The sequence below is a fragment of the Pseudonocardia xishanensis genome (assembly GCF_039541715.1).
Lineage (GTDB): Bacteria > Actinomycetota > Actinomycetes > Mycobacteriales > Pseudonocardiaceae > Pseudonocardia > Pseudonocardia xishanensis.
This window is the reverse complement of sequence record NZ_BAABGT010000017.1, coordinates 45176-66579: the sequence shown is the minus strand read 5'-3', so window position 1 is coordinate 66579 and position 21404 is coordinate 45176. Positions and strand designations below refer to the sequence as shown.

The 21404-nt window shown below is 74.5% G+C and carries 21 protein-coding genes; 16 read left to right on the top strand and 5 right to left on the bottom strand.

Going from position 1 to position 21404, the window contains the following annotated elements; all coding sequences use genetic code 11:
* Window positions 1-182: 182 nt before the first annotated feature.
* From ABD993_RS06180 to ABD993_RS06160, 5 genes are all read left to right on the top strand, one after another.
* On the top strand, window positions 183-2279 hold the full coding sequence (locus ABD993_RS06180; protein ID WP_345413600.1) for a chorismate-binding protein: 2097 nt from the start codon (window positions 183-185) through the stop codon (window positions 2277-2279).
* 172 nt (window positions 2280-2451) lie between these two features.
* Complete coding sequence (locus ABD993_RS06175) at window positions 2452-3729, top strand: MFS transporter (RefSeq protein WP_345413598.1); 1278 nt, start codon at window positions 2452-2454, stop codon at window positions 3727-3729.
* 22 nt (window positions 3730-3751) lie between these two features.
* Entirely contained in the window at window positions 3752-4951 is a 1200-nt protein-coding gene (locus tag ABD993_RS06170; RefSeq protein WP_345413596.1) for a cysteine desulfurase-like protein, read from the top strand.
* A 182-nt stretch (window positions 4952-5133) separates the two neighbouring features.
* Window positions 5134-5943 carry an amino acid kinase family protein gene (locus ABD993_RS06165; RefSeq protein ID WP_345413594.1) on the top strand — a complete coding sequence of 270 codons (810 nt, stop codon included), beginning with the start codon at window positions 5134-5136 and terminating at the stop codon, window positions 5941-5943.
* 1 nt (window position 5944) lies between these two features.
* A complete protein-coding gene (locus ABD993_RS06160) occupies window positions 5945-6700 on the top strand; it encodes an amino acid kinase family protein (protein ID WP_345413592.1) in 756 nt (251 codons plus the stop codon).
* Window positions 6701-6713: 13 nt separating this feature from the next.
* Here ABD993_RS06160 and ABD993_RS06155 read toward each other — a convergent pair whose 3' ends face one another.
* Window positions 6714-7376, bottom strand: a complete 663-nt coding sequence (locus tag ABD993_RS06155; protein WP_345413590.1) for a response regulator transcription factor — start codon at window positions 7374-7376, stop codon at window positions 6714-6716.
* Window positions 7373-8629 (bottom strand): sensor histidine kinase, encoded by a 1257-nt coding sequence (locus tag ABD993_RS06150; protein ID WP_345413588.1) that lies wholly within the window; start codon window positions 8627-8629, stop codon window positions 7373-7375. The genes ABD993_RS06155 and ABD993_RS06150 overlap by 4 nt, the downstream gene beginning before the upstream one ends.
* 274 nt (window positions 8630-8903) lie before the next feature.
* On the opposite strand from ABD993_RS06150, the gene ABD993_RS06145 reads away from it, so the two are divergent.
* From ABD993_RS06145 to ABD993_RS06135, 3 genes are all read left to right on the top strand, one after another.
* Window positions 8904-9332 carry a DUF1707 SHOCT-like domain-containing protein gene (locus ABD993_RS06145; protein ID WP_345413587.1) on the top strand — a complete coding sequence of 143 codons (429 nt, stop codon included), beginning with the start codon at window positions 8904-8906 and terminating at the stop codon, window positions 9330-9332.
* 286 nt (window positions 9333-9618) lie between these two features.
* Window positions 9619-10482 (top strand): L,D-transpeptidase, encoded by an 864-nt coding sequence (locus tag ABD993_RS06140; protein ID WP_345413585.1) that lies wholly within the window; start codon window positions 9619-9621, stop codon window positions 10480-10482.
* 14 nt (window positions 10483-10496) lie between these two features.
* Entirely contained in the window at window positions 10497-11372 is an 876-nt protein-coding gene (locus tag ABD993_RS06135) for a hypothetical protein (RefSeq protein WP_345413584.1), read from the top strand.
* Window positions 11373-11421: 49 nt separating this feature from the next.
* On the opposite strand, the gene ABD993_RS06130 is transcribed toward ABD993_RS06135, so the two are convergent.
* Window positions 11422-12369, bottom strand: a complete 948-nt coding sequence (locus ABD993_RS06130; RefSeq protein WP_345413582.1) for a DNA polymerase domain-containing protein — start codon at window positions 12367-12369, stop codon at window positions 11422-11424.
* A gap of 90 nt (window positions 12370-12459) precedes the next feature.
* On the opposite strand from ABD993_RS06130, the gene ABD993_RS06125 reads away from it, so the two are divergent.
* Window positions 12460-12825 (top strand): hypothetical protein, encoded by a 366-nt coding sequence (locus ABD993_RS06125; protein WP_345413580.1) that lies wholly within the window; start codon window positions 12460-12462, stop codon window positions 12823-12825.
* A gap of 3 nt (window positions 12826-12828) precedes the next feature.
* Here the strand turns inward: ABD993_RS06125 and ABD993_RS06120 are convergent, their stop codons facing one another.
* On the bottom strand, window positions 12829-13089 hold the full coding sequence (locus ABD993_RS06120; protein WP_345413578.1) for a hypothetical protein: 261 nt from the start codon (window positions 13087-13089) through the stop codon (window positions 12829-12831).
* On the opposite strand from ABD993_RS06120, the gene ABD993_RS06115 reads away from it, so the two are divergent.
* Entirely contained in the window at window positions 13088-13414 is a 327-nt protein-coding gene (locus ABD993_RS06115) for a DUF4235 domain-containing protein (RefSeq protein ID WP_345413577.1), read from the top strand. The two genes, ABD993_RS06120 and ABD993_RS06115, sit on opposite strands and share 2 nt — an antisense overlap.
* Window positions 13415-13535: 121 nt before the next feature.
* Here the strand turns inward: ABD993_RS06115 and ABD993_RS06110 are convergent, their stop codons facing one another.
* Complete coding sequence (locus tag ABD993_RS06110; RefSeq protein ID WP_345413575.1) at window positions 13536-13928, bottom strand: VOC family protein; 393 nt, start codon at window positions 13926-13928, stop codon at window positions 13536-13538.
* 52 nt (window positions 13929-13980) lie between these two features.
* Here ABD993_RS06110 and ABD993_RS06105 point away from each other — a divergent pair, with 52 nt between their 5' ends.
* The 6 genes from ABD993_RS06105 (at window position 13981) to ABD993_RS06080 (ending at window position 21399) form a co-directional block, all read left to right on the top strand.
* The gene (locus tag ABD993_RS06105; RefSeq protein WP_345413574.1) at window positions 13981-14850 is read left to right on the top strand and encodes an NAD(P)-dependent oxidoreductase; all 870 of its coding nucleotides are present in this window, start codon (window positions 13981-13983) and stop codon (window positions 14848-14850) included.
* Window positions 14847-15428, top strand: coding sequence for a nucleoside deaminase (locus ABD993_RS06100; RefSeq protein WP_345413573.1), 582 nt, complete (start codon window positions 14847-14849; stop codon window positions 15426-15428). Before ABD993_RS06105 ends, ABD993_RS06100 begins: the two co-directional genes overlap by 4 nt.
* Window positions 15429-15597: 169 nt before the next feature.
* Window positions 15598-17088, top strand: coding sequence for an ammonium transporter (locus tag ABD993_RS06095; RefSeq protein WP_345413571.1), 1491 nt, complete (start codon window positions 15598-15600; stop codon window positions 17086-17088).
* 74 nt (window positions 17089-17162) lie between these two features.
* On the top strand, window positions 17163-19571 hold the full coding sequence (locus ABD993_RS06090) for an HAD-IC family P-type ATPase (protein ID WP_345413569.1): 2409 nt from the start codon (window positions 17163-17165) through the stop codon (window positions 19569-19571).
* Window positions 19572-20087: 516 nt separating this feature from the next.
* Window positions 20088-20576, top strand: coding sequence for a MarR family winged helix-turn-helix transcriptional regulator (locus ABD993_RS06085; RefSeq protein ID WP_345413567.1), 489 nt, complete (start codon window positions 20088-20090; stop codon window positions 20574-20576).
* 82 nt (window positions 20577-20658) lie between these two features.
* Entirely contained in the window at window positions 20659-21399 is a 741-nt protein-coding gene (locus ABD993_RS06080; protein ID WP_345413565.1) for a dienelactone hydrolase family protein, read from the top strand.
* Window positions 21400-21404 lie beyond the last annotated feature (5 nt).

Below are 21404 nucleotides of genomic sequence, written 5' to 3'. Positions count from 1 at the left end.
GCCCCCTCGTGCCACACCAACCCCATGGTCATCATGCCGACGGAGGGTGACGAGGTGAACCCGACCGTGATTGCGATTCGATCGCGAGGGTGGGATTCACCCGGTCGGCGCACGCGGATGTCCGGTTCGGAGGGTGAAGGAGGGCACACCCGCCGCCTGGCCGGGTGGGGCATGCTTCCCGGATGACCGCGTCCGACGACCCCGTGCGTGCGGTCGCGTGGTCGCTGGCGGGTGCGGTCCCGGACGACCTGACCCCTGCGGAGGCGGCCCGCAGGCTCGCCCACCGCGCCCGGCTCACGGCGTGGGCGGGGGAGTGGTCGGCCGGTGCGCTGCTGACCTGCGACCCGGTCCGGCTCGCCGCGGACCCGGTCGCGGCCCTGGCCGACCTGCCGCGGGTGGTGGACTCGGACCCCGGCGCCTGCTCGGACCCGGCGGGGGTGGCCGGGTCGGGCCCCTCCGCGGGGCTCCCGGCCGCTCGGGTCGGCGGGGGCTGGTTCGGCACGCTGCCCTTCACCGGGCCCGGGGTCATGGCCTTCCACCCGGACCTGTTGCGTTACGACGGCACCTGGCACTACGAGGCCCTGATCGGCCCCGACCTCACCGCCGCCCGGGCCTCGGACCGCCGCGCCGCGCTGGTCGCGGACCTCAACCGGCCGTCCGCGGCGGAGCCCGCGTGGCTGCAGGTCCACGAGATGCCCGACCTCGCCGCGCACTGCGTCGCGGTCGAGGAGTGCGTGCGGGCGATCCGCCGCGGCGAGGTCTACCAGGCCAACATCGCGGGGCGGGTGGACCTGCACCTGCACGGCTCGCCGGTCGAGGCCTGGGCCCGGCTGGTGGAGGCGCACGCGCCCGCCCGTGCCGCACTCGTCGTCGGGCCGGAGGGGGCGGCGGTCGGGGCGAGCCCCGAACTGTTCCTGCACCGCAGCGGCCGCACGGTCCGCACGGCCCCGATCAAGGGGACCCGCCCGCGCCGCGCCGGGGACGCGACCGAGCGGGACCGGCTCGCCGCCTCCGCCAAGGACGCCGCGGAGAACGTCATGATCGTCGACCTGATGCGCAACGACCTCTCCCGGGTCGCCGCGCCGGGCACGGTGACGGTCCCGCGGCTGCTGGAGGTGGAGCCGCACGCCGGGGTCTGGCACCTGGTCTCGGAGGTCACCGCCACCCTCGCGCCGGGGCGGGACGACGCCGACCTCGTCCGCGCCACCTTCCCGCCCGGCTCGGTCACCGGCACCCCGAAGATCCGCGCGGTCGCCCTGATCGAGCAGCTGGAGGCGGCCCCGCGAGGCCTGTTCACCGGTGCGGTCGGCTACGCGAGCCCACTGGCCGGGCTGGAGCTGGCGGTCGCGATCCGGACCCTGGAGGTGGCGCCGGACGGGACGACGCAGCTGTGGGTGGGCGGGGGCGTGACGGTCGACTCGACACCGGCCGAGGAGTACCGGGAATGCCTCACCAAGGCCGCCCCGATCCTCCAGACCCTCACCCCCCGCCCCGAGCAGGACACCCCGCGAGAAGGAGAGGACACCCCGCCAGCAGGGCCGCAACGCCCGCGAGTCGGACAGCAGAGCCCGCGAGTCGGACAGTCCGGCGCGCCAGTCGGACAGGACCGCCCGGGAGTCGGGCGAAGCGGCGCCGGAGTCCGGCTGTTCGAGACCCTGCTCGTCGTCGACGGGCGTGCTCACCGCCTCGCCGACCACGTCGGCCGGGTTCGGCGGTCGTGGTTCGAGCTGACCGGCATCCCGCTCCACGCCGACCTCGCCTCGGCGGTGCTGAAGGCGGCGGCTCCGCTGGTCGGGGCGCACCGGCTCCGGCTCGACGTCGACGGTGGGCCACCGCGGACCACCACCGCCCCGCTCGGCCCGCCCCCACCCCCGGCGGTCCTGCGAATCCGCCGCTCGGAGTCGACCTACCCGCACAAGTCGGCGGACCGGGCCGAGCTCGAGGCGCACGAGGCCGCCGTCGGACCGGGCGAGACGCCGCTGCTGGTCGACCCGGTCGGCCTGGTCCTCGAGACCACCCGACACTCGGTGTTCGCGCTGGTCGACGGGGTCTGGCGCACCCCGCCGCTCGACGGCCGCATCCTCCCCGGCACCGCCCGCACGGCGTTCCTCGACGACCACCCGGCGGCCCACCCCGCCGTCGTCACCCTCGACGACCTCGTCCGCGCCGAGGCGGTCCTGCTCACGAACGCCCTCCGCCGGGTCGAGGTCGTCGAGCTCCGCGACGCGGAGGGCGGGAGGCTGGCGACCTGGCCGGCGCGACCCGCGACCACGCCGTGATCCACTCGTCGGGAGCGGTCGGGTCGGACAGCGACCGCTGAGCTCCCCAGGAGTGGATCACGAGTCGGTCACCACCGCGTCCCCCACTCGCCGTCGTGCCCGCAGAGCCTGCGTCACTCGGCTGAGCGACTTACCCTGCTGCCCACACCGGACACCAGAGCGGGGTGCGCGCATGGCCGAACGGACCGACGTACCGACCACCACCGGGCACCGGCTGCCGGTGCGCATGCTCGTCGCGGCGAGCATCGGCAACGCCGTCGAGTGGTACGACTGGACGATCTACGCCACGTTCTCGATCTACTTCGCGACCCAGATCTTCCCACCGGGCAACGAGGCGTTGGCGCTGATCAGCACGTTGGCCACGTACGCGTTGGCCTTCTTCTTCCGCCCGCTCGGCGGGTTCGTCCTCGGCCGGTTCGCCGACGTCAGGGGCCGCCGGACGGCCATGATGCTCACCATCCTGCTGATGGCGGGCGGCTCGCTGGTGATCGCGGTCCTGCCCACCTTCTCGATGGTCGGCTGGCTCGCACCGGTCCTGTTGCTGCTCGCCCGGATCGCGCAGGGCATGTCGCTGGGCGGCGAGGTCTCGAACGCCAGCGCCTACCTCGGCGAGATCGCCCCGCCCGCGCACCGCGGCCGGTACTCGTCCTTCTTCTACATCTCCACCGGCACCGCGGTGCTGATCGCGAGCGTCCTGGGCGTGGTGCTGGCGGGCACCCTGTCCGACGACCAGATCGCGAGCTGGGGCTGGCGGGTCCCGTTCGTACTCGGCGGGCTCCTGGGGCTGGTGGGGCTGTGGCTGCGCCGGACCATCCCCGAGACGGAACAGTTCGAGGCCAACAAGTCCTCGGCGCGGAAGATCAAGAACCCGCTGCTGCTCACGCTCAAGGAGCACCCGAAGGCCGTCGGCCGGCTGTTCGGCTTCACCCTGCTGTCGACGCTCTGCTACTACACCTTCTTCTCCGCGCTCACCCCGTACGCGACCAGGACCCGCGGCGCCGACCCGTTCGACGTCTTCCTGGCGTTGGCCATCGGCACCCTGCTGTTCGTGCTGCTCCAGTACCCGATGGGCGCGCTGTCGGACCGGATCGGCCGCAAGCCGCAGCTGCTGTTCTGGTCCGCGGCCACCGCGATCCTGATCGTGCCGCTGTCCGCGCTGGTCGGGCCCGGGTTCTGGGGTCTGCTCGTGGTGTTCTGCGTGGGCCTGGGGCTCTACACGATGATGACCTCGATCGCGCCTGCCGTCATGAGCGAGCTGTTCCCGACCGAGGTGCGGGGGCTGGGCATCGGGGCCTGGTACAACCTCACCGTCGCCGTCTTCGGCGGCACCGCGCCGCTGATGATCCAGTGGCTGGGCGGCGCCTTCTTCTGGTACGTCGCGGCGGGGGCGCTGCTGGCCTTCCTCACCATCCTGACGCTGCCCGAGACGAAGGGATCCGTCCTGCGGTAGCGAACCGTGTCAGGGTGGGGGCGTGAGTTCCTATGACGTCGCCGCGCTCCGTGCCCAGTTCCCCGCCCTCACGGCCGGGACGGCCCACTTCGACGGGCCCGGCGGATCGCAGACGCCCGCGGTCGTGGCTCAGGCGGTCGCGGACGCCCTGACCTGCCCGATCGCGAACCGGGGGACGGTCACGGCGGCGGAGCGGCACGCGGACGGCATCGTGCTGCGGGCCCGCGGCGCGATGGCGGACCTGCTCGGCGCCGACCCGGGCGGGATCGTGTTCGGGCGCAGCGCCACCGCGCTGCTGTTCGACCTGGCCCGCACCCTGTCGGCGGGCTGGAGGCCGGGGGACGAGATCGTCGTGACCCGCCTGGACCACGACGCCAACATCCGGCCGTGGGTGCTCGCGGCCGAGGCCGTCGGGGCGACCGTGCGGTGGCTGGACTTCTCCCCGGAGACCACCGAGCTGGACGACGTCGCCACCGTCCTGTCCGCCCGGACGCGGGTCGTGGCCGTCACCGGCGCGTCCAACCTGGTCGGCACCCGGCCGCCGATCGCCCAGATCACGGCCGCGGCGCACCGGGTCGGCGCGGTCACCGTCGTCGACGGGGTGCACCTGACCTCGCACACCGCGGTCGACACCGCGGAGCTGGGCGCGGACGTCTTCCTCTGCTCGCCCTACAAGTTCTGCGGCCCGCACCTCGGCGTGCTCGCCGCGCGCCCGGAGCTGCTCGAGGAGCTGCGGCCCGCCAAGCTGCTCCCGTCCTCCGACGACGTCCCGGAGCGCTTCGAGCTCGGCACCCTGCCCTACGAGCTCCTCGCGGGCACCACCGCGGCCGTCGACTTCCTGGCGGGGATCGCCGGGTCGCCGGACGACCGGCGCACCGCACTCGAGGAGAGCATGGCGGCGATCGAGGCCCACGAGGAGCCGCTGCGGACGCGGATCGAGGAGGGGCTGGCCGAGCTGCCGGGCGTGGTCGTGCGGTCCCGGGCCGCGCACCGCACCCCGACGCTGCTCGTCGAGTTCACCGGGGCCCGCCCCGCGGACGCCTACCGGTACCTGGCCGAGCGGAAGGTGAACGCACCCGCGAGCTCGTTCTACGCGTTGGAGGCGAGCCGTCGCCTCGGCCTCGGGGACACCGGCTCGATGCGGATCGGCCTGGCGCCCTACACGGACGACTCCGATGTGGACCGGCTGCTCGCCGGGCTCAGGGACTTCCTCGCCCTCTGATCGGCTGGAGTGTCCGGGCGACGGCGCGGCGGACGCGTCGGCGCGAGGTCCGCGATCACGGATTGCGGCCCGATCGGGTCGGAGGCGGTTGCCGCCGCGGTGTTCATGGTCGGTAGGTTCGCGGCCGGCGCGCCACTCGGGCGGGTCCGTGACCCGGGAGTTCGTATGACGATGGGGTTCTCGTGACGGTGGCCGCACTCGGCGAGCTCTTGCTCAGCCGGAGCCTGGACGACCCGGAGCTGCTCGCGGCGACCGCGCAGGCGCCGGAGCACCGGATCCTGCCGGACGTCCACGTGCTCAAGATCGGTGGACAGAGCCTGATGGACCGCGGCCGGGCGGCCGTGCGGCCGCTGGTCGACGAGATCGTCGAGGCCCGCGCGGACCACCGGATGCTGATCGGCACGGGCGGCGGCACGCGGGCCCGGCACGCGTACTCGCTGGCCGCGGAGCTCGGGCTGCCCACCGGTGTGCTGTCGGACATCGGGTCCGCGGTCGCGGGCCAGAACGCGACGATGCTCGGGCACCTGCTCGCCGAGTACGGCATCCCGGTGGTCGGCGGGGGCGCGATGGCGTCGCTGCCGCTGAAGGTGGCCGAGATCGGCGCCGCGGTGTTCGCGGGCATGCCGCCCTACGACATGTGGCAGCGCCCGCCCGCCGAGGGCGTGATCCCGCCCTACCGCACGGACGCGGGCTGCTACCTGGTCGCCGAGACCTACGGCTGCAAGTCGATGATCTACGTCAAGGACGAGGACGGGCTCTACACCGCGAACCCGAAGACGGACCCCTCCGCGGAGCTCATCCCGGAGATCACCGTCGACGAGCTGATCGCGCGGGACCTGCCGGACCTCGTCGTCGAACGGCCGGTGCTGGACCTGATGCGACACGCCCGTTTCGTGCGGTCGATCCAGATCGTCAACGGGCTCGAGCCCGGGCTGCTGACCAGGGCGCTCGCGGGCGAGCACGTCGGCACCCTCATCACGGCGGAGGGCTGAGATGGACCACGGCAAGGACGTCCCCTCCCTCCTCGCGCGGCAGACGCTGCTGGACCGCGAGCTCGTCCGGCCCGCCGCGACCCAGCCGGTGCGCAGGCTGCTGCCCTGGCTGGACGTGGTGGTGATCGGCGGGACGGCGATCATCGACCGCGGCCGGGACGCCATCCTCCCGCTGCTGGACGAGCTGAAGGCCGCCTTCGGCGAGCACCGGCTGCTGATCCTGACCGGGGCCGGTGTGCGGGCCCGGCACGCGATGGGCGTGGGCCTGGACCTGGGCCTCCCGACGGGCGCGCTGTCCGAGCTCGCGGCCACCGAGGCCGAGCAGAACGGGCACCTGCTCGCCGCCCTGCTCGCCGAGGACGGCGTGTCCTACGTGCCGCACGGCACGGTCGCGCGGCAGCTCGCGGGGCACCTGGCCGCGGCCCCCGCGGTGGTGTCGAACGGCTACCCGCCCTACGGCGCCAGCGAGTTCCCGCCCGCGGTCGGCCGGCTCCCGCAGCACCGCACGGACGCGGGCGCCCTCCTGCTCGCCGACGCCCTCGGTGCTCGGCGGCTGGTGTACGTGAAGGACTCCGCGGGCCCCGGCGGCCGGGTGTCCGCCGCGACTCCCGGCCTCCCGGTCGACGCGCTGGCCCTGGAGCTGGTGGGCGCGGCGAAGCACGTCCGGGAGTTCCGGATCGTGGACGGGCTCACCCGCGGCGCGCTGACGGACGTCCTGGGGGACAGGGACACCGGCACGATCGTCGCCGCGGACTGAGGGCCGTGCGCGGTTAGAGCCAGCCCGGCCTCACCAGGCCGGTCTCATAGCCCAGGACGACCAGCTGGGCGCGGTCGCGGACGCCGAGCTTGATCATCGAGCGGCTGACGTGGGTCTTGGCCGTGGCCGGGCTGACGACGAGCTTCGCGGCGATCTCGTCGTTGGTCAGGCCCGTCGCCACCAGGGCCACCACCTCCCGTTCCCGCTCGGTGAGGGGGTCGAGGCGGTGGTCCGGGGCGGTGGGGCGCGAGCGCTGGGCGAACTCCTCGACCAGCCGCCGGGTCACGCCGGGGGAGAGCAGGGCCTCGCCGCCGTGCACCACGCGGACCGCGTGCAGCAGCTCGGCGGGGTCGGTGTCCTTGACCAGGAACCCACTGGCCCCGGCGCGCAGGGCGTCGAAGATGTAGGCGTCCTCGGCGAAGGTCGTGAGCACCACGACCTTCGTGCCCGCCAGCCGCGGGTCGGCGGTGATGTCCCGGGTCGCCGCCAGCCCGTCCCGGCCGGGCATCCGGATGTCCATCAGCACGACGTCCGGGGTGGTGTCCCGACAGACCCGCACCGCGGCGTCCCCGTCCTCGGCCTCCCCGACGACCTCCAGGTCGGACGCCGACCCCAGCAGCGCCCGGAATCCGGCGCGGACCAGGGCCTGGTCGTCCGCCAGCACGACGGTGATCATGTCTCCTCCGGGGCGGGGGTGAGGGGCAGGACGGCCTCGACGCGGAACCCGCCGCCCGGCGCCGGTCCGGTGACCAGGGTGCCGCCCAGGGCGGCGGCCCGCTCGCGCATCCCGACCAGTCCGGTCCCGGCGACGACGGTGTCGGCGACCGACCCGCGCCCGCCGGGGCTCCCGCTCGGGCCGCTACCGCGGGGGCTCGCCTCCGCGCCGACCGACCGGCGGCCGCCTGCGCTCCCGCGCGGGCCCGCCGGGCCGCGGCCGTCGTCGTCCACCACGATTCGCAGGGCGTCGGGCCGCCGGTCGAGGCGGACCGCGGCGTGGGCGGCGCCCGCGTGCTTGCGGACGTTGGTCAGCGACTCCTGCACGATCCGGTACGCGGCCAGGTCGACCCCGGCGGGCAGCGGGCCCGCCGTGCCCGCGACCGTCACGGACAGCCCGGCGGCCTCGTTGTCCGCGACCAGCCGGTCCAGCGCCGCGAGCCCGGCGGTGGGTGCCCGCGGCGGCTCCTCGTCGATCCCCCGCAGCACGCCGAGGGTCGACCGCATCTCGCGCAGCAGGTCCCCGCTCGAGTCCTTGATCACGGCCAACGCCCGGCGCGCCTGTTCGGGGTCGGAGTCCAGCAGGTACAGGGCCACCCCCGCCTGGACGTTGATCAACGAGACGTGGTGGCCGAGCAGGTCGTGCAGCTCCCGCGCGATCCGCAGCCGCTCCTCGCCCGCCTGCCTGCGCTCGGTCTCCTCGCGGGCCGCCCTGGCCTGCGCCCGGCGCTCGTGCCGGGCGCGCCACAGCTCGCACCCCGCGACGTAGGCCGAGAGCCAGGCGAGCAGCGCGAGGGTCGCCTCCCACGAGACGATCCCGCCGCGGACGGTCGCCTGCAGCACCAGTCCGAGCGCGACCGTCCCGCCCGTGACCGCGTAGGCGAACCGCCGGTGCCCCTCCTGCACGGCGTGTGCCAGTGCGATCAGCGACGGCACCGCGACCGGCCCGAACGCGTACCCGAACCCCAGGTAGACCAGCAGCACCACCGCGCACCCGACGAGCACCTCCCGCGGCAACGCGCGGCGGACCACCAGGAACAGCGGTCCGAGGACGATCAGCGCGACGCCGAGGGCGTCCAGCGGGCGGACCACGGGCACGAACGCCGGGATGTTGCGGGCGGCGAGGAGCGCCACGGGGATCCAGACGAGCGGGAGCACCAGCGTCGGCCCGACGCCCACCCAGGCGCGGTCGCGGAACCACCGCCACACGGTCACGCCCCGACCCTAGAGCGGGCGGCCCGTACACCGCGTCGACCCGCGGGGGACGGTCGGCGTACTCCCCGGGGAGTACGGCCGGGACCGACCGCGCCTCCCCGGGCGCAGCGCAGGTCCCGCCCCGGGTGCGACGCGCGGGCGCCCGTCCGCGGCGAGAGTGGTCCCGTCGCCGACACCCGGCCCGCAGGACCGGGCCGACCCACCGGCCACCGGACTCCGACCGGCCCACGGAGCGGCACCGATCCACCAGAGCACACGACCCACGGGGGACACCATGAGCACCGACCACCCGACGCTGCGGATCTCCGACGCCGAGCGCGAGACCGTCGCCGTCCGCATCCGGGACGCCGCCGCCGAGGGCAGACTGACCCTCGAGGAGGCAGACGAGCGGCAGCAGGCCGTCTACGCCGCCCGGACCGCGGCGGACCTGGAGCCGCTGACCGCGGACCTGCCCGCCCCGCCCGCGCCGGTCCCGTCGCGGCGCGCCGCGCTCACCCCGGAGGCCCGCCGCAGGCTGCTGGTCCACGCCGGCATCGGCGCGGCCTTCGCCCTGCTGTTCCTGATCCGCTGGGTGGTGGGCCCGGTCCCGTTCTTCTGGCCCGCGGGCCCGCTGTTCTGGATCGCGGCCAGCGTCGTGGCCCACTACCTGTGGACGACCCGCCGTCGACAGCCCTCCGCGCCGGGCACCACCGCCTCCCGCTGAGGCGCACCACGCCCGATCCGACGGCACCCCCGACCGGGGGTGCCGTCCGCGTGTTCACGGACGGTCACCCCGGAGCCCTGATCGAGTACAGCGTGTCACCGAGCCGAGTGGGCGAACGGTCCGGTGGACGGCGGTGTCCGGCCGCCCGCCGCGCCGCCGCGGCCGTCCGTCGCGACTTTGCGCTATCGCAGTTCGACGCACCGTCACCTCATCGAGTGAGACTCGTTGCCTCGATCGTGCATGCAGAGACGGTCGTCCCCCTCCGCAACCGGTCCTGGTGAGCCCGATGGCGAACCACACCCTGCCGCCGCGCGCCCGCCGCGCCGCCCGGCGCCGACCCACCCGGGTCGGGCTGATCGGCTGGGCCTCGGCCGGCGTCGTCGCGGTCCTCGCGCTGGTCCTGGGCCTGGGCCTGCTGCTCGGCGGCGCCCCGTCCCCGGTGGGGCAGGGCGCGGGCGAGCCCGCCGCGGGCGCGCCCGCCGTCGCCGTCGAGCCGGCGACGCTGCCGGAGAGCACCACCTACACCACCCTCGACGGGACGGTGCCGGACACGACGCCGGACCGGGTCACCGACGGCCGGGTCGCCCATCCCGTCCGCGAGACCGTCCTGCGGGACGCGCCGGAGGGCACCCCGTTCGCCCGCATGCCGGTCACGCAGATCGGCGACACCTGGCTCCCGGTGCTGGAGCAGCAGGGGGACTGGGTGCGGGTGCTGCTGCCGTCGCGCCCCTCGTCGTCGACCGGGTGGCTGTCCACCGCGGACCTGGACATCAAGACGACGCCCTTCCGCATCGAGGTCCACCTCGCGTCGCGGACGCTGCAGCTGTTCGAGAACGGTACCCAGGTCGCCCAGTGGACCGTCGGCATCGGCAAGCCCTCCGCGCCGACCCCCACCGGCCGCACCTTCCTGCTGGGCGCGTTCAGCGACCCGAAGCAGCACTTCTCCCCGGTGATCCTGCCGCTGGGCACGCACAGCCCCACGCACGACACCTTCGGCGGCGGTCCGGGCACCGTCGCCATCCACACCTGGCCGACCTCGGACGTGTTCGGGGACGCGTCCAGCGACGGCTGCATCCGGGTGCCCGCCGACGCGCTCCGGCAGCTCGGCACGGTGCCCCTGGGCACGCTCGTGTCGATCGACAACTCGTGAAAGGGATCCCCCGCGTGAAGACCTCCAAGATCGCCGGTGCCGGCGCGGCCGCCGTGGGCGCCGCCACCGCCGCGGCGGTGTTCCTCCTCGGTTCGACGGCTGCCTCGGCTGACCCGCAGGTGACGGCGTCGGCCTCGCTGCTGCGGGTCAGCGGACTCGTGAGCGTCAGCCCCACCCCGTACGCCCAGTCGATCGACGGGGAGCCCGCCCACCAGGAGCTCGCCTCCCTCGGCGTGATCCCCGGCCTGGACGGCGGCATCGGCGGCAGGCTGCTCACCGTCGACGCCGAGGGCCACCGGGCGCAGGCGACGGTCGCCGAGCTGGACATCCTCAAGCTGGTCGAGGCGGACCTGGTCAGGACCTGGTGCGACGGAGACAGCGACGAGGGCGGCGTCGACCTGGTCGACGGCCGGGTGCTCGGCACCCCGATCAAGGCCGAGCAGCCCTCGGCGACCATCGACGTGTCGCCGCTGGTGAAGATCGAGGTGAACAAGCAGACCCGCAAGAACGGCTACCTCACCGTCGAGGGTCTCAAGGTCACCGTGATCCCGAGCGGCAAGCCGCGCACGGCGCCACTGTCCGACGCGGAGAAGAAGGCCGCGCCCGCGCTGCTGGACCTGCTCGGCGGCGACACGTCCAAGCTCCCGGTGCTCTCCACCGTCGGCTCGCTGCTCGACGCCCTGCACGCCGGCTCCGACAGCCTGCTGACCGTCACGATCGGCACCGCGAGCTGCGCCGTCGTCTCCGACGAGCACCCGGACGAGCCCGCCGTCGAGGAGCACGGCGACGAGCAGGCGCCCGAGGAGCCGAGCGCCGCGGTCCCGGCCGCGCACCGCGAGGAGGCGCCCGCGCCGACGGTGGTGACCGCGGACCTGCCCGTCACGGGCTGACCGGGGGGATCAGGGGGCCGGCACCGCGTCGGGGGCGGTCCCGGCCCTGTCACGTCCGCTGCTCGCGGGCCCGTTTGCGGCGCTTGCCCTCGTGCATCGCCTGCACCCGCGCGATCGGGATCGTGTGGCCCTCCTCGACGACGTCCGCGGGCAGGGTCTGCGGCTCGGCCAGCAGCTCCGTCCACGTCGGACGGTCCCGGAGGAGGTGGGGCGCCGTCGCGATGGTGAAGTCGCCGGGGGCCGCGCCGTCGAGCTCGGCCCAGTCCAGGGGGAACGACACGGGCAGCCCCGGCCGGATCCGCGGGCTGTAGGCCGCGACCACCGTGGCGCCGCCGGCCCGGGTGGAGTCCACGAACACCTTGCCCTCGCGGTCCTCCCGCACGAACGCGGTCGTGGCGATCGACGGGTCGAGGGCCGCGGCGCGGGCGGCGAGCGCCCGGGTGGCGGCCGCGGCGTCGTCGAACGGGGTGGGGGTCAGGGGCACGACGACGTGCAGGCCCTTGGCCCCGCTCGTCTTGACCACGCCGGTCAGCCCCGCGGCCGAGAGGGCCTCGCGGACCAGCTTCGCCACCGCGACGACCTCCGCGAACCCCGCACCCTCCGGCGGGTCGAGGTCCAGCACCAGCTGCGACGCCGCGTGCTCGTCGACGGTGAACAGGCCCGGGTGGTACTCCACGGCCCGCTGGTTGGCGAACCAGAGCAGGGTGCGGCGGTCGTCGCACAGGCCGTAGCGGACCTCGCGACCGGTCTGCGAGGTGATCACCGTGGAGGCGACCCAGTCCGGGGTGTACTTGGGCAGGTTCTTCTGCATGAACGGTTCCTGGCCCGGCCGGACCCGGATCACCGACAGCGGTCGGCGGGCGAGAACCGGGACCATCCGGTCCGCCACCGCGTCGAGGTAGTCGACGAGATCGCCCTTGGTGGCGGGCTCGCCGTCCAGCACGGGGGAGTCGAGGCTCGACAGCGCCACCCCGGCCCGCTCCTGTTTCCCGGTCATGTGCGCATCATGCCGGGAAGGCGCCGATGTGCGACGCTGGAAGGGCGTTGAGCAGCCCAGCGCGGACCGGACCGGCCGTGAGGAGCGCGCATGCCCACACCCTGCATGGCGTTGCTGCGTGTGAAGGTGCCGCGTGAGGTGGACCCGCACGTGCTGGAGGCCGCGCTGACCCGGGTCCTGTGCTCGGACCGCAAGCGCCCGATGACCGCCGAGCTGGAGCTGCTGCCCGCCTGGCACGAGCCGCGTGGGCGGACCCGGCGGCGGATCACGTTCGTCGCGGTGCTGGCCGGGGCCCAGCCGGTCGAGGAGCTGGTCCGGGCCGCACAGCGCTCGGCCCGCCGCGGGCTGCGCAGGCGGTTCGGCAAGTCCTGCTCGGCGCGGGTGCGGCCCGCGAGGGACCGTGAGGTCGCCGCGCTGTGGTGCTCGGTCCGGGGGACACCGCACCGCGCGGTGTGAGGCTCAGTCGCGCAGCGCCTCGAGGGCGTCCGTCCAGCGCTGTTCGCGGGTCGTCGAGTCCTGCTCCCACCACGGGTCGCCGCGCTCGCCCAGGCCGTGTTCGGCCACGCCGACGCGGTCGCGGGCGGCCCGGCGGGCGGCGTCGTCCGGCGAGGTGCGCACTGCGGAGCGGGCGGCGCCGAGGTGGTGCTGCAGCTGGGGTGGGCCCCGGGGCGGCGCGACCCGGAGTGTGGTCGTCCGCCGCTCCGGGTACGTGCAGCCCATGAGCCGAGAGACGACCAGAGAACGCGCCCGCGAGACCGGCGAGGACCTCCCCGGAGCGCTGAAGCTGGCCTACAAGCCGGTCGGCATCGTCTCCGGGCTGGTGGGCGGCCTGTTGGCCGGGCAGATCTTCGACCTGGTCTGGAAGCGGATCTCGCAGGAGGCCGAGACGCCCGAGCCCCTCTCGCCCGCCTACAGCACCCGGGAGGTGCTGCTGGCGGCCACGCTCCAGGGCGCGATCTTCGGCCTGGTCCGCACGGCGGTGAACCGGTACGGCATGAAGGCCTACCGCAAGGCCGTCGAGAAGCCCCGCGCCGGGACGCGCTGACCCGGCCGCACGGCGCGACCACGCCCAGCACCCTGTCGAACGTGGCGGTGACGGCCGCGACCCGGTCCGCCGGGACCGCCACGGAGGCGACCTCGACGCTGCGGTCGCCCCCGACGAGCGGTCAGGCCGGGTTGCTCCCGCGCTCCGGCACGAGGCAGAACGGGTGGCCCGCGGGGTCGAGGAAGACCCGCCAGGTCTCGTCCGGCTGGATCTCGTGCTTGCGGGCACCCAGCTCCAGCACCCGCGCCTCACCCTCGTCCAGGTCGGCGACCGCGAAGTCCAGGTGGGCCTGCTGCGGGTGCTCGGTCCCCGGCCACTCCGGCGGGACGTGGCCGGGGGCGAGCTGGCAGGCGATGGTGGCCGCGCCGCCTGCGTCGAGCTCCACCCAGTCCGTGTCGGGGGTCAGGTCGCCGTCGCGGATCGGCAGGCCGGTCAGTGCGGAGTAGAAGTGCGCGAGCCCGACCGGGTCGCGGGTGTCCAGGGCGGCGACGCGGAGGCGTCCGATTCCGGGCATGGCGGAACCCTAGGGTTGTTTCGGCCCTCCGGCCGGCGGATAAGCAGGCCCCATGACGACGGTGACGGTGCTGGGCACGGGGATCATGGGGGCCGGGATGGCCACCAACCTCGCGAGGGCGGGGCTCGAGACGACGGTCTGGAACCGCAGCGCGGACAGGGCGCGGCCACTGGCGGAGGCGGGCGCCCGGGTGGCGGAGGACCCGGCGGACGCGGTGGCGCGGGCGGACGTCGTCGTCACGATGCTGTTCGACGCGGACTCCGTCGCCGAGGTGATGGAGAAGGCGCTGCCCGCCGCCCGGGAGGGCGTGGTGTGGGTGCAGAGCTCGACCGTGGGGCTCGACGGCACCGACCGGCTCGCCGAGCTGGCGCGGCGACACGGCGTGGCGTTCGTGGACGCGCCGGTACTCGGCACCCGGCAGCCCGCCGAGTCCGGGCAGCTCACGGTGCTCGCGAGCGGGCCCGAGTCGGTCCGCGAGGCCGTCGCCCCGGTGCTCGACGCGGTGGGCTCGACGACCGTCTGGGTCGGCACCGACCCCGGCGACGGGCACCGGCTCAAGCTCGTGGCCAACTCCTGGGTGCTGTCGCTGGTCGGGGCCACCGCGCAGGCCGTCGCGCTCGCGCAGGCGCTCGGGGTGGACCCGAGGCAGTGGCTGGACTCCATCGCGGGCGGCCCGCTGGACTCGGGGTACGCGCAGCTCAAGGGGAAGGCGATGCTGGCGGGGGAGTACCCGCCCGCCTTCCCGCTCGACGGGGCGCTCAAGGACTCGGGCCTGATCGGCGACGCGCTGGCCGGGTCCGGGGTGGACCCCTCCGTCATGCGGGCGCTGCACGATCGGTTCCGGGCCGCGTCCGAGGCGGGCCACGGCGAGGAGGACATGGCCGCGGTGCTGCTCGGCTTCCGGCAGGATCCCGCCGTGTGACCGACTCCTTCACCATCGCGCTGCCCGGCTGGGTCGCCGACGAGCTGCCCGCCGACCCGCTGCCCACCGACGTCGACCGGATGGCCCTGGTCCACCGGCTCGCCGCCCGCAACCCGGTCGAGGGGAGCGGTGGGCCGTTCGCCGCGCTCGTCGTCGAGTCGGAGACGGGGCGGCTGGTGGCCGCCGGCGTGAACGCCGTGCTGGCGTCCGGGCTGTCGATGGCGCACGCCGAGGTCGTCACGCTCGGGCTGGCCCAGGCCCGGCTCGGCACCTGGGACCTCGGCGCGGCCCACCTGCCCGCGCACGAGCTCGTCGTCAACTGGCGGCCGTGTGCCCAGTGCTACGGCGCGACGCTCTGGTCCGGGGTGCGCAGGCTGGTGGTCGCCGGCGACGGCCCGGAGCTCGAGGAGCTCACCGGGTTCGACGAGGGCCCGGTCCGGGACGACTGGGCCGCGCAGTTCGAACAGCGGGGGATCGCGGTCACGGTGGGCGTGCTCCGGGACGAGGCGGTGGCCGTCTTCGCCGAGTACGGGAGGGGCGACCACACGGTCTACAACGCGCGCGGAAACGCTGGGTGATCGGTCGCGCACGCATCGTTCGAAATGGTGAGCGGAATGGCCGCCCGGATGATTCGCGGAAGGGGTTACCGGTTCGTTAACATCCTCGACGGCCTCCGGACGGAGGAGGCCCGGGACCTACGCTGCGTATCCGAGAAGGGGGTCCCGAGGCGGCGCAGAGGCGGATTCGATGAACACCGGTGACACCGCGTGGCTGTTGGCGAGTGCCGCGCTGGTCATGCTGATGACGCCGGGACTGGCCTTCTTCTACGCCGGAATGGTGCGGTCGAAGAGCGTCCTGAACACGCTGATGATGAACGTCGTCTGCCTCGTGGTGGTCGGTCTCGGCTGGGCGGTCGTCGGTTTCGACCTGACCTTCGGCAGCGACGGGTTCGCCGGGCTGATCGGCGGCGTCGCGGGCCCGGGCGACCACTGGACGGTCGGGGCGCTCGCCGGGTTCGCCGGGGCGGGCGAGACCTGGCCGGGCTCGCACGCGGTCCCGGTGCTCGCCTTCGCGATGTTCCAGCTGATGTTCGCCGTGATCACGCCCGCGTTGATCTCCGGCGCGGTGGCCGAGCGCACCCGGTTCTGGCCCTGGGTGATCTTCGTGGCGCTGTGGAGCGTGCTGGTCTACGCGCCGGTCGGGCACTGGGTCTTCGCGTTCGACGGCTTCCTCGCCCCGGACGCCGTCGGCGGCTGGATCGCCAACCGGCTGCAGGCGCTGGACTTCGCGGGCGGCACCGTCGTCCACATGAACGCGGGTGCCGCGGCGCTGGCCCTGGCGATCGTGCTGGGCAGGCGGACCGGGTGGCCGCGGGCCATCGCGCGCCCGCACAACCTCCCGTTCACCGTGCTGGGTGCCGCGCTGCTGTGGTTCGGCTGGTACGGCTTCAACGCGGGCTCGGCCCTGTCGGCGAACGGCATCGCGGCCATGGCGTTCGCCAACACCACGATCGCGACCTGTGCGGCCGTGCTGGCCTGGTTGCTCGTCGAGCAGCTGCGCACCGGCAGCCCCACCACCCTGGGCGCGGCGTCCGGGGCCGTCGCCGGGTTGGTGGCGATCACCCCCGCGTGCGGGTTCGTCGACCTCTGGGGGGCCATCGCCATCGGCGTCGCGGCCGGGGTGATCTGCCCGATGGCCTGCTCGCTGAAGTGGCGGCTGCGGCTGGACGACTCGTTGGACGTCGTCGCGATCCACCTGGTCGGTGGGCTCGTCGGCACGCTGCTGGTCGGCGTCTTCGCGACCTCGACGGTCAACCCCGCGGTCACCACCGAGGGCCTGCTCTACGGCGGCGGGGGCACCCAGCTCGCCCGGCAGGCGATCGCCGCAGGCGTGGTGGCCGGCTACTCCTTCGTCGTCACGCTGGCCCTCGGGTACCTGATCCGGTTCACGATCGGCTTCCGCGCCCCGCGCGAGGCGGAGGAGGGCGGGCTGGACCTCGCCGAGCACGCCGAGACCGGGTACGACCTGACCGCCACCCGCGGCGGGACCGTCCCGGAGACCACCCCGCCGTCCGGGCTCCCGGTCCCGCGCAGTGCTCCCGACCTGCGACCGGAGCACCTGAGCCCCGCGCCCGCGGTACGCGTGGAGCACCCTCGGCGGCTCACCGATCAGAACCGCGCGCCCGGGTACCCCGGCGTTCCCCGTAGCGTCCCGGCCCCCCGACACGAGGACTACTAGACCGAGGTCGGGGTGCTGCGGCGCCTCGGGCCGCCGGCCCTAGAGTGGCCGCGGGATCCAGGGCGGGGGGACGGATGGCGGACCTGATCGGTGGTGCGCCGCTGGTGCGTGCGCCCAGCGGGCTGACCGAGGACGGGCTCAGCACGGCGGAGGTCGCCGAGCGCGTGGCCGCGGGGCGGACCAACGCCGTGGACACGCGCTCCAGCCGCAGCATCGCCGCGATCGTCCGGTCGAACGTACTGACCCCGTTCAACGGGCTGCTGTTCGCGCTGTTCCTCGTCATCCTGGCCACCGGCCGGTGGCAGAACGGTCTGTTCGGGCTGGTCATCGTGGCCAACACCGCGATCGGGGTGGTCCAGGAGGTCCGGGCCAAGCGGACCCTGGACCGGCTCGCGGTGCTCAACGCCCCGCACGCGCGGGTGGTCCGGGACGGGCTGCTCGCCGAGATCGCCGTCGCGGACGTGGTGGCGGACGAGCTGATCGAGCTGCGCTCCGGGGACCAGGTCACCGCGGACGGCGTCGTCACCTCCTCGCACGGGCTGGAGGTGGACGAGTCGCTGCTCACCGGCGAGTCGGACCCGATCGCCAAGGACCCCGGGGACGAGGTGCGGTCGGGCTCGATCGTCGTCGCCGGGCAGGGGCGGTTCCGGGCCACCGCGGTCGGGGCGGACTCCTACGCCACGCGGCTCACGGCCGAGGCGAAGAAGTTCACCAAGGTCTCCTCGGAGCTGGTCGGCGGCACGAACACGCTGCTGCGCTGGATCTCGCTGATGATGCTGGTGGTGGCGCCGCTGCTGGTGTGGAGCCAGTTCCGCAGCGCGGACACCCACAGCTGGCAGGACGCCGTGACCGGGGCCGTCGCGGCCCTCGTCGGCATGGTGCCCGAGGGGCTCGTGCTGCTCACCAGCCTGGCGTTCATGCTCGGCGCGGTGACCCTGGCCCGGCGGCAGACGCTGGTCCAGGAGCTGCCCGCGGTCGAGGGGCTGGCCCGGGTGGACGTGGTCTGCCTGGACAAGACGGGCACGCTGACCCACGGCGACATCGTCTTCGACCGGCTGGTGCTGCCCGCCGACACGGACGCGCTGGACGAGGCGGAGGTCCGCGAGGCCCTCGTGCTCTGCGCGTCGGGCCCGGACACCAACGCGACGGCGGCCGCGCTCGGCGCGGTGTTCGACGGCGGGTCGTGGGCCCGCACGGGCGGCGTCCCGTTCTCCTCGGCGCGCAAGTGGTCGGCGATCACGGCGGGGGAGCACGGCACCTGGGTGTTCGGCGCCCCCGAGATGGTGTTCCCCGGCGCGGTGTCGGACGCGGTCACGGCGGAGCTGCTCGCCCGGGCGAGCGGGATCGCCGAGCAGGGGCGCCGAGTGCTGGTGCTGGCCTGCTCGGACGCGGCACCGCTCGGGCAGGAGCTGCCGGTCGACCTGGAGGCCCGCGCGCTCGTCGTGCTCGCCGAGCGCGTCCGCGAGGACGCCGCGGACACCCTGCGGTACTTCGCCGAGCAGGGCGTGTCCCTGCGCGTGATCTCGGGGGACAACCCGCGGACCGTCGGGGCCGTCGCCACGGCCGTCGGATTGCCGGGGATCACTCGGGCGGACGAGGCCGTGGACGCCCGCACGCTGCCCGAGGACCCGGACGAGCTCGGCGCCGTGCTGGACGAGAAGGTCGTCTTCGGGCGGGTCACCCCGGCGCAGAAGCGGGCCATCGTCACCGCCCTGCAGAGGCGCGGACACGTCGTCGCGATGACCGGGGACGGGGTCAACGACGCGATGGCGCTCAAGGACGCGGACATCGGCGTCGCCATGGGCAACGGGGCCGCGGCCACCCGGGCGGTCGCCCAGCTCGTGCTGCTCGACGGCAAGTTCGCGCACCTGCCGGACGTCGTCGCCGAGGGCCGACGGGTGATCGCCAACATCGAGCGCGCCGCGAACCTCTTCGTGGTCAAGAACGTCTACTCGCTGCTCATGGCCGCGGTCGTGATCGCCACCGCCGCCGCCTACCCGCTGGCGCCCATCCAGCTCTCGCTGATCTCGGCGCTCACCATCGGCATCCCCGGCTTCGTGCTGGCGCTCGCCCCGAACCGGCGGCGCTACGTCCCCGGCTTCCTACGGCGGGTGCTGCGGCTCGCCATCCCGGTCGGCGTGCTGATCGGCGCGGCGGCCTACGCGGGGGACCGGACCATCCGCTGGATGCAGCCCTCGGGCGGGCTCGTGGCGGGCCAGACGGTCGCGACGGTCACCGTGCTCGTGGCGTCGCTCTGGGCGCTGACGCTGTTCGCCCGACCCTTCAACCGGTGGAAGGTCGCGCTGGTGGCCGGGCTGGCGTCGGTGGCCGCGGTGATCCTCGCCGTGCCCGCGCTCGGCTCGGGGATCTTCCTGCTCGACGTGACGCTCGAGCGGGTCGGGGTCGCGGTGGCGCTCGGACTGGCCGCCGGGGTGCTGATCGAGATCGTCGGCCGCGTCCTGCGCCGCCGGGACGCCGCCTGACGGACACCCGCAGCGACGTGACACTGATCACGGCGCGTGCATGACCTTGCGTGGGCAAGTGGACTCGCCGGGTCGGCTGCGGCTTCACAGGAATCCTCCCCCGGGGCGACGGCGGCGTATTCGGAGGAGTCATACCGGGAGCGGACGGATGTGCGCAGATGCTGCGGATATTCAGCGTCGATAGGCCGAACGGGGTATCCGGCATTTCTCTCCGGCGACGTGGTCTGAGCCACGTCCGCGCAGGCCAGAGCACTGTACGTGGTCGTTCGGATACGGAGTACTCGTTCACCATCCGTGGTCGAACACCTGCTCCGCGTGGTGGTCCCGCGCATTCTCAGATGATCACGCCATTCCACGCGCGCGGCGCTCCAAGGGCTGTGTGAGAATCCGAAACGAGCGGCCGTCACCGCGGTCGCCGCCATTTCGGGGAGGCGTCGTGGCCGCGACCACCGCACACGGGAAGGGTGACCCCGCGTGACCGCGGACCGATATCGACAGGTCGACCGGAGGCCGGATGTGACCCCTCCGGCGGCCGATCCCGTAGTCCGCATCGGCGAACGGCTGCACGTCCTTGCGGCGGGGGCGGAGCGCATCGTCGAGGTGGTGGCCCGGGCCAGCCGGATGCGCGCCACCGAGCTGCACGCGCTGGTCGCGATCGCCTCGGCGGAGCAGGCGGGTGCGCCCGCCACCCCGGGGGACCTCGCGCAGGCGCTGCGGCTGACCACCGGGGCGATCACCGGTCTGGTGGACCGGCTCGTCCGATCCGGGCACGTGCGACGGGAGGCGGACACGGCCGACCGCCGCCGGGTGCGGCTGGTGTGCCGCGAGGCCGGACGTGCGGCCGCGAGCGAGCTGCTCCACACGCTGGCCGGGCGGGCCAACGCCGTCCTGCTGGCCCTGACCGCGGAGGAGCGCGGCGTCGTGGACCGGTTCCTCGACGACGTGGGCTTCGCGACGACGGCCTACCTGCACACCCACGAGATCCGCCGCCCGCTGTCGGACTGAGGTCCCGGTCCGCGGCACGCCGCGGGGGTGCGGCCCCTAGAGTCGCCGTCGAGCAGCCTCCCGCTCCCGAAGGGACTCCCCGATGCCGCGTACCGCCCTGACCCTCGACGCGCCGGGTGGCCTCTGCCCGGCCACCCTGCACACGCCCGAGGGGTCCGGCCCGTGGCCCGGCGTGATCATGTACCCGGACGCGGGCGGTGTCCGGGACACGTTCCTGGGGATGGCGGACCATCTCGCCGGGCTCGGCTACGTCGTGCTGCTGCCGGACGTCTACTACCGCTCGGGCGGCTTCGAGCCCTTCGACATGGCCACCGTGTTCACCGACCCCGCGGAGCGGGCACGGCTCGGGGCGCTCATGCAGTCGCTGACGCCGGAGATGGTCGTGGCCGACGCCGCCGTCTACACCGCGACCCTGCTGGGCAGGCCCGAGGTGACCGGCCCGAGGGTCGGGACGACGGGGTACTGCATGGGCGGGCGGACGTCGCTGATCGTGGCGGGGGCGCTCGGCGGGACGATCGGCGCCGCGGCCTCCTTCCACGGCGGCAACCTGGCGAAGGCGGACGACCCCGACAGCCCCCACCACCGCGCGGCGGGGATCCGGGCAGCCGTGTACGTCGCGGGCGCCACGGACGACGGCTCCTTCGGCCCGGAGCAGTTCACCCTGCTGGACGACGCGCTCTCCGAGGCCGGGGTGCGCCACACCGTCGAGACCTACCCGGCCGCCCACGGCTTCGCGGTCCCGGACAACCCCACCCACGACGCCGAGGCCGAGGAGCGGCACTGGGCCGCCCTCTCCGACCTCTACCGCGCCGCGCTGGCCTGAGGGCT

Excerpts from the sequence above, each read along its gene's own strand:
- ABD993_RS06180 (WP_345413600.1), top strand. The coding sequence starts at position 183 with ATGACCGCGTCCGACGACCCCGTGCGTGCGGTCGCGTGGTCGCTGGCG.
- ABD993_RS06175 (WP_345413598.1), top strand. The coding sequence starts at position 2,452 with ATGGCCGAACGGACCGACGTACCGACCACCACCGGGCACCGGCTGCCG.
- ABD993_RS06160 (WP_345413592.1), top strand. The coding sequence starts at position 5,945 with ATGGACCACGGCAAGGACGTCCCCTCCCTCCTCGCGCGGCAGACGCTG.
- ABD993_RS06155 (WP_345413590.1), bottom strand. The coding sequence starts at position 7,376 with ATGATCACCGTCGTGCTGGCGGACGACCAGGCCCTGGTCCGCGCCGGA.
- ABD993_RS06145 (WP_345413587.1), top strand. The coding sequence starts at position 8,904 with ATGAGCACCGACCACCCGACGCTGCGGATCTCCGACGCCGAGCGCGAG.
- ABD993_RS06140 (WP_345413585.1), top strand. The coding sequence starts at position 9,619 with ATGGCGAACCACACCCTGCCGCCGCGCGCCCGCCGCGCCGCCCGGCGC.
- ABD993_RS06130 (WP_345413582.1), bottom strand. The coding sequence starts at position 12,369 with ATGACCGGGAAACAGGAGCGGGCCGGGGTGGCGCTGTCGAGCCTCGAC.
- ABD993_RS06125 (WP_345413580.1), top strand. The coding sequence starts at position 12,460 with ATGCCCACACCCTGCATGGCGTTGCTGCGTGTGAAGGTGCCGCGTGAG.
- ABD993_RS06115 (WP_345413577.1), top strand. The coding sequence starts at position 13,088 with ATGAGCCGAGAGACGACCAGAGAACGCGCCCGCGAGACCGGCGAGGAC.
- ABD993_RS06120 (WP_345413578.1), bottom strand. The coding sequence starts at position 13,089 with ATGGGCTGCACGTACCCGGAGCGGCGGACGACCACACTCCGGGTCGCG.
- ABD993_RS06110 (WP_345413575.1), bottom strand. The coding sequence starts at position 13,928 with ATGCCCGGAATCGGACGCCTCCGCGTCGCCGCCCTGGACACCCGCGAC.
- ABD993_RS06105 (WP_345413574.1), top strand. The coding sequence starts at position 13,981 with ATGACGACGGTGACGGTGCTGGGCACGGGGATCATGGGGGCCGGGATG.
- ABD993_RS06095 (WP_345413571.1), top strand. The coding sequence starts at position 15,598 with ATGAACACCGGTGACACCGCGTGGCTGTTGGCGAGTGCCGCGCTGGTC.
- ABD993_RS06090 (WP_345413569.1), top strand. The coding sequence starts at position 17,163 with ATGGCGGACCTGATCGGTGGTGCGCCGCTGGTGCGTGCGCCCAGCGGG.
- ABD993_RS06080 (WP_345413565.1), top strand. The coding sequence starts at position 20,659 with ATGCCGCGTACCGCCCTGACCCTCGACGCGCCGGGTGGCCTCTGCCCG.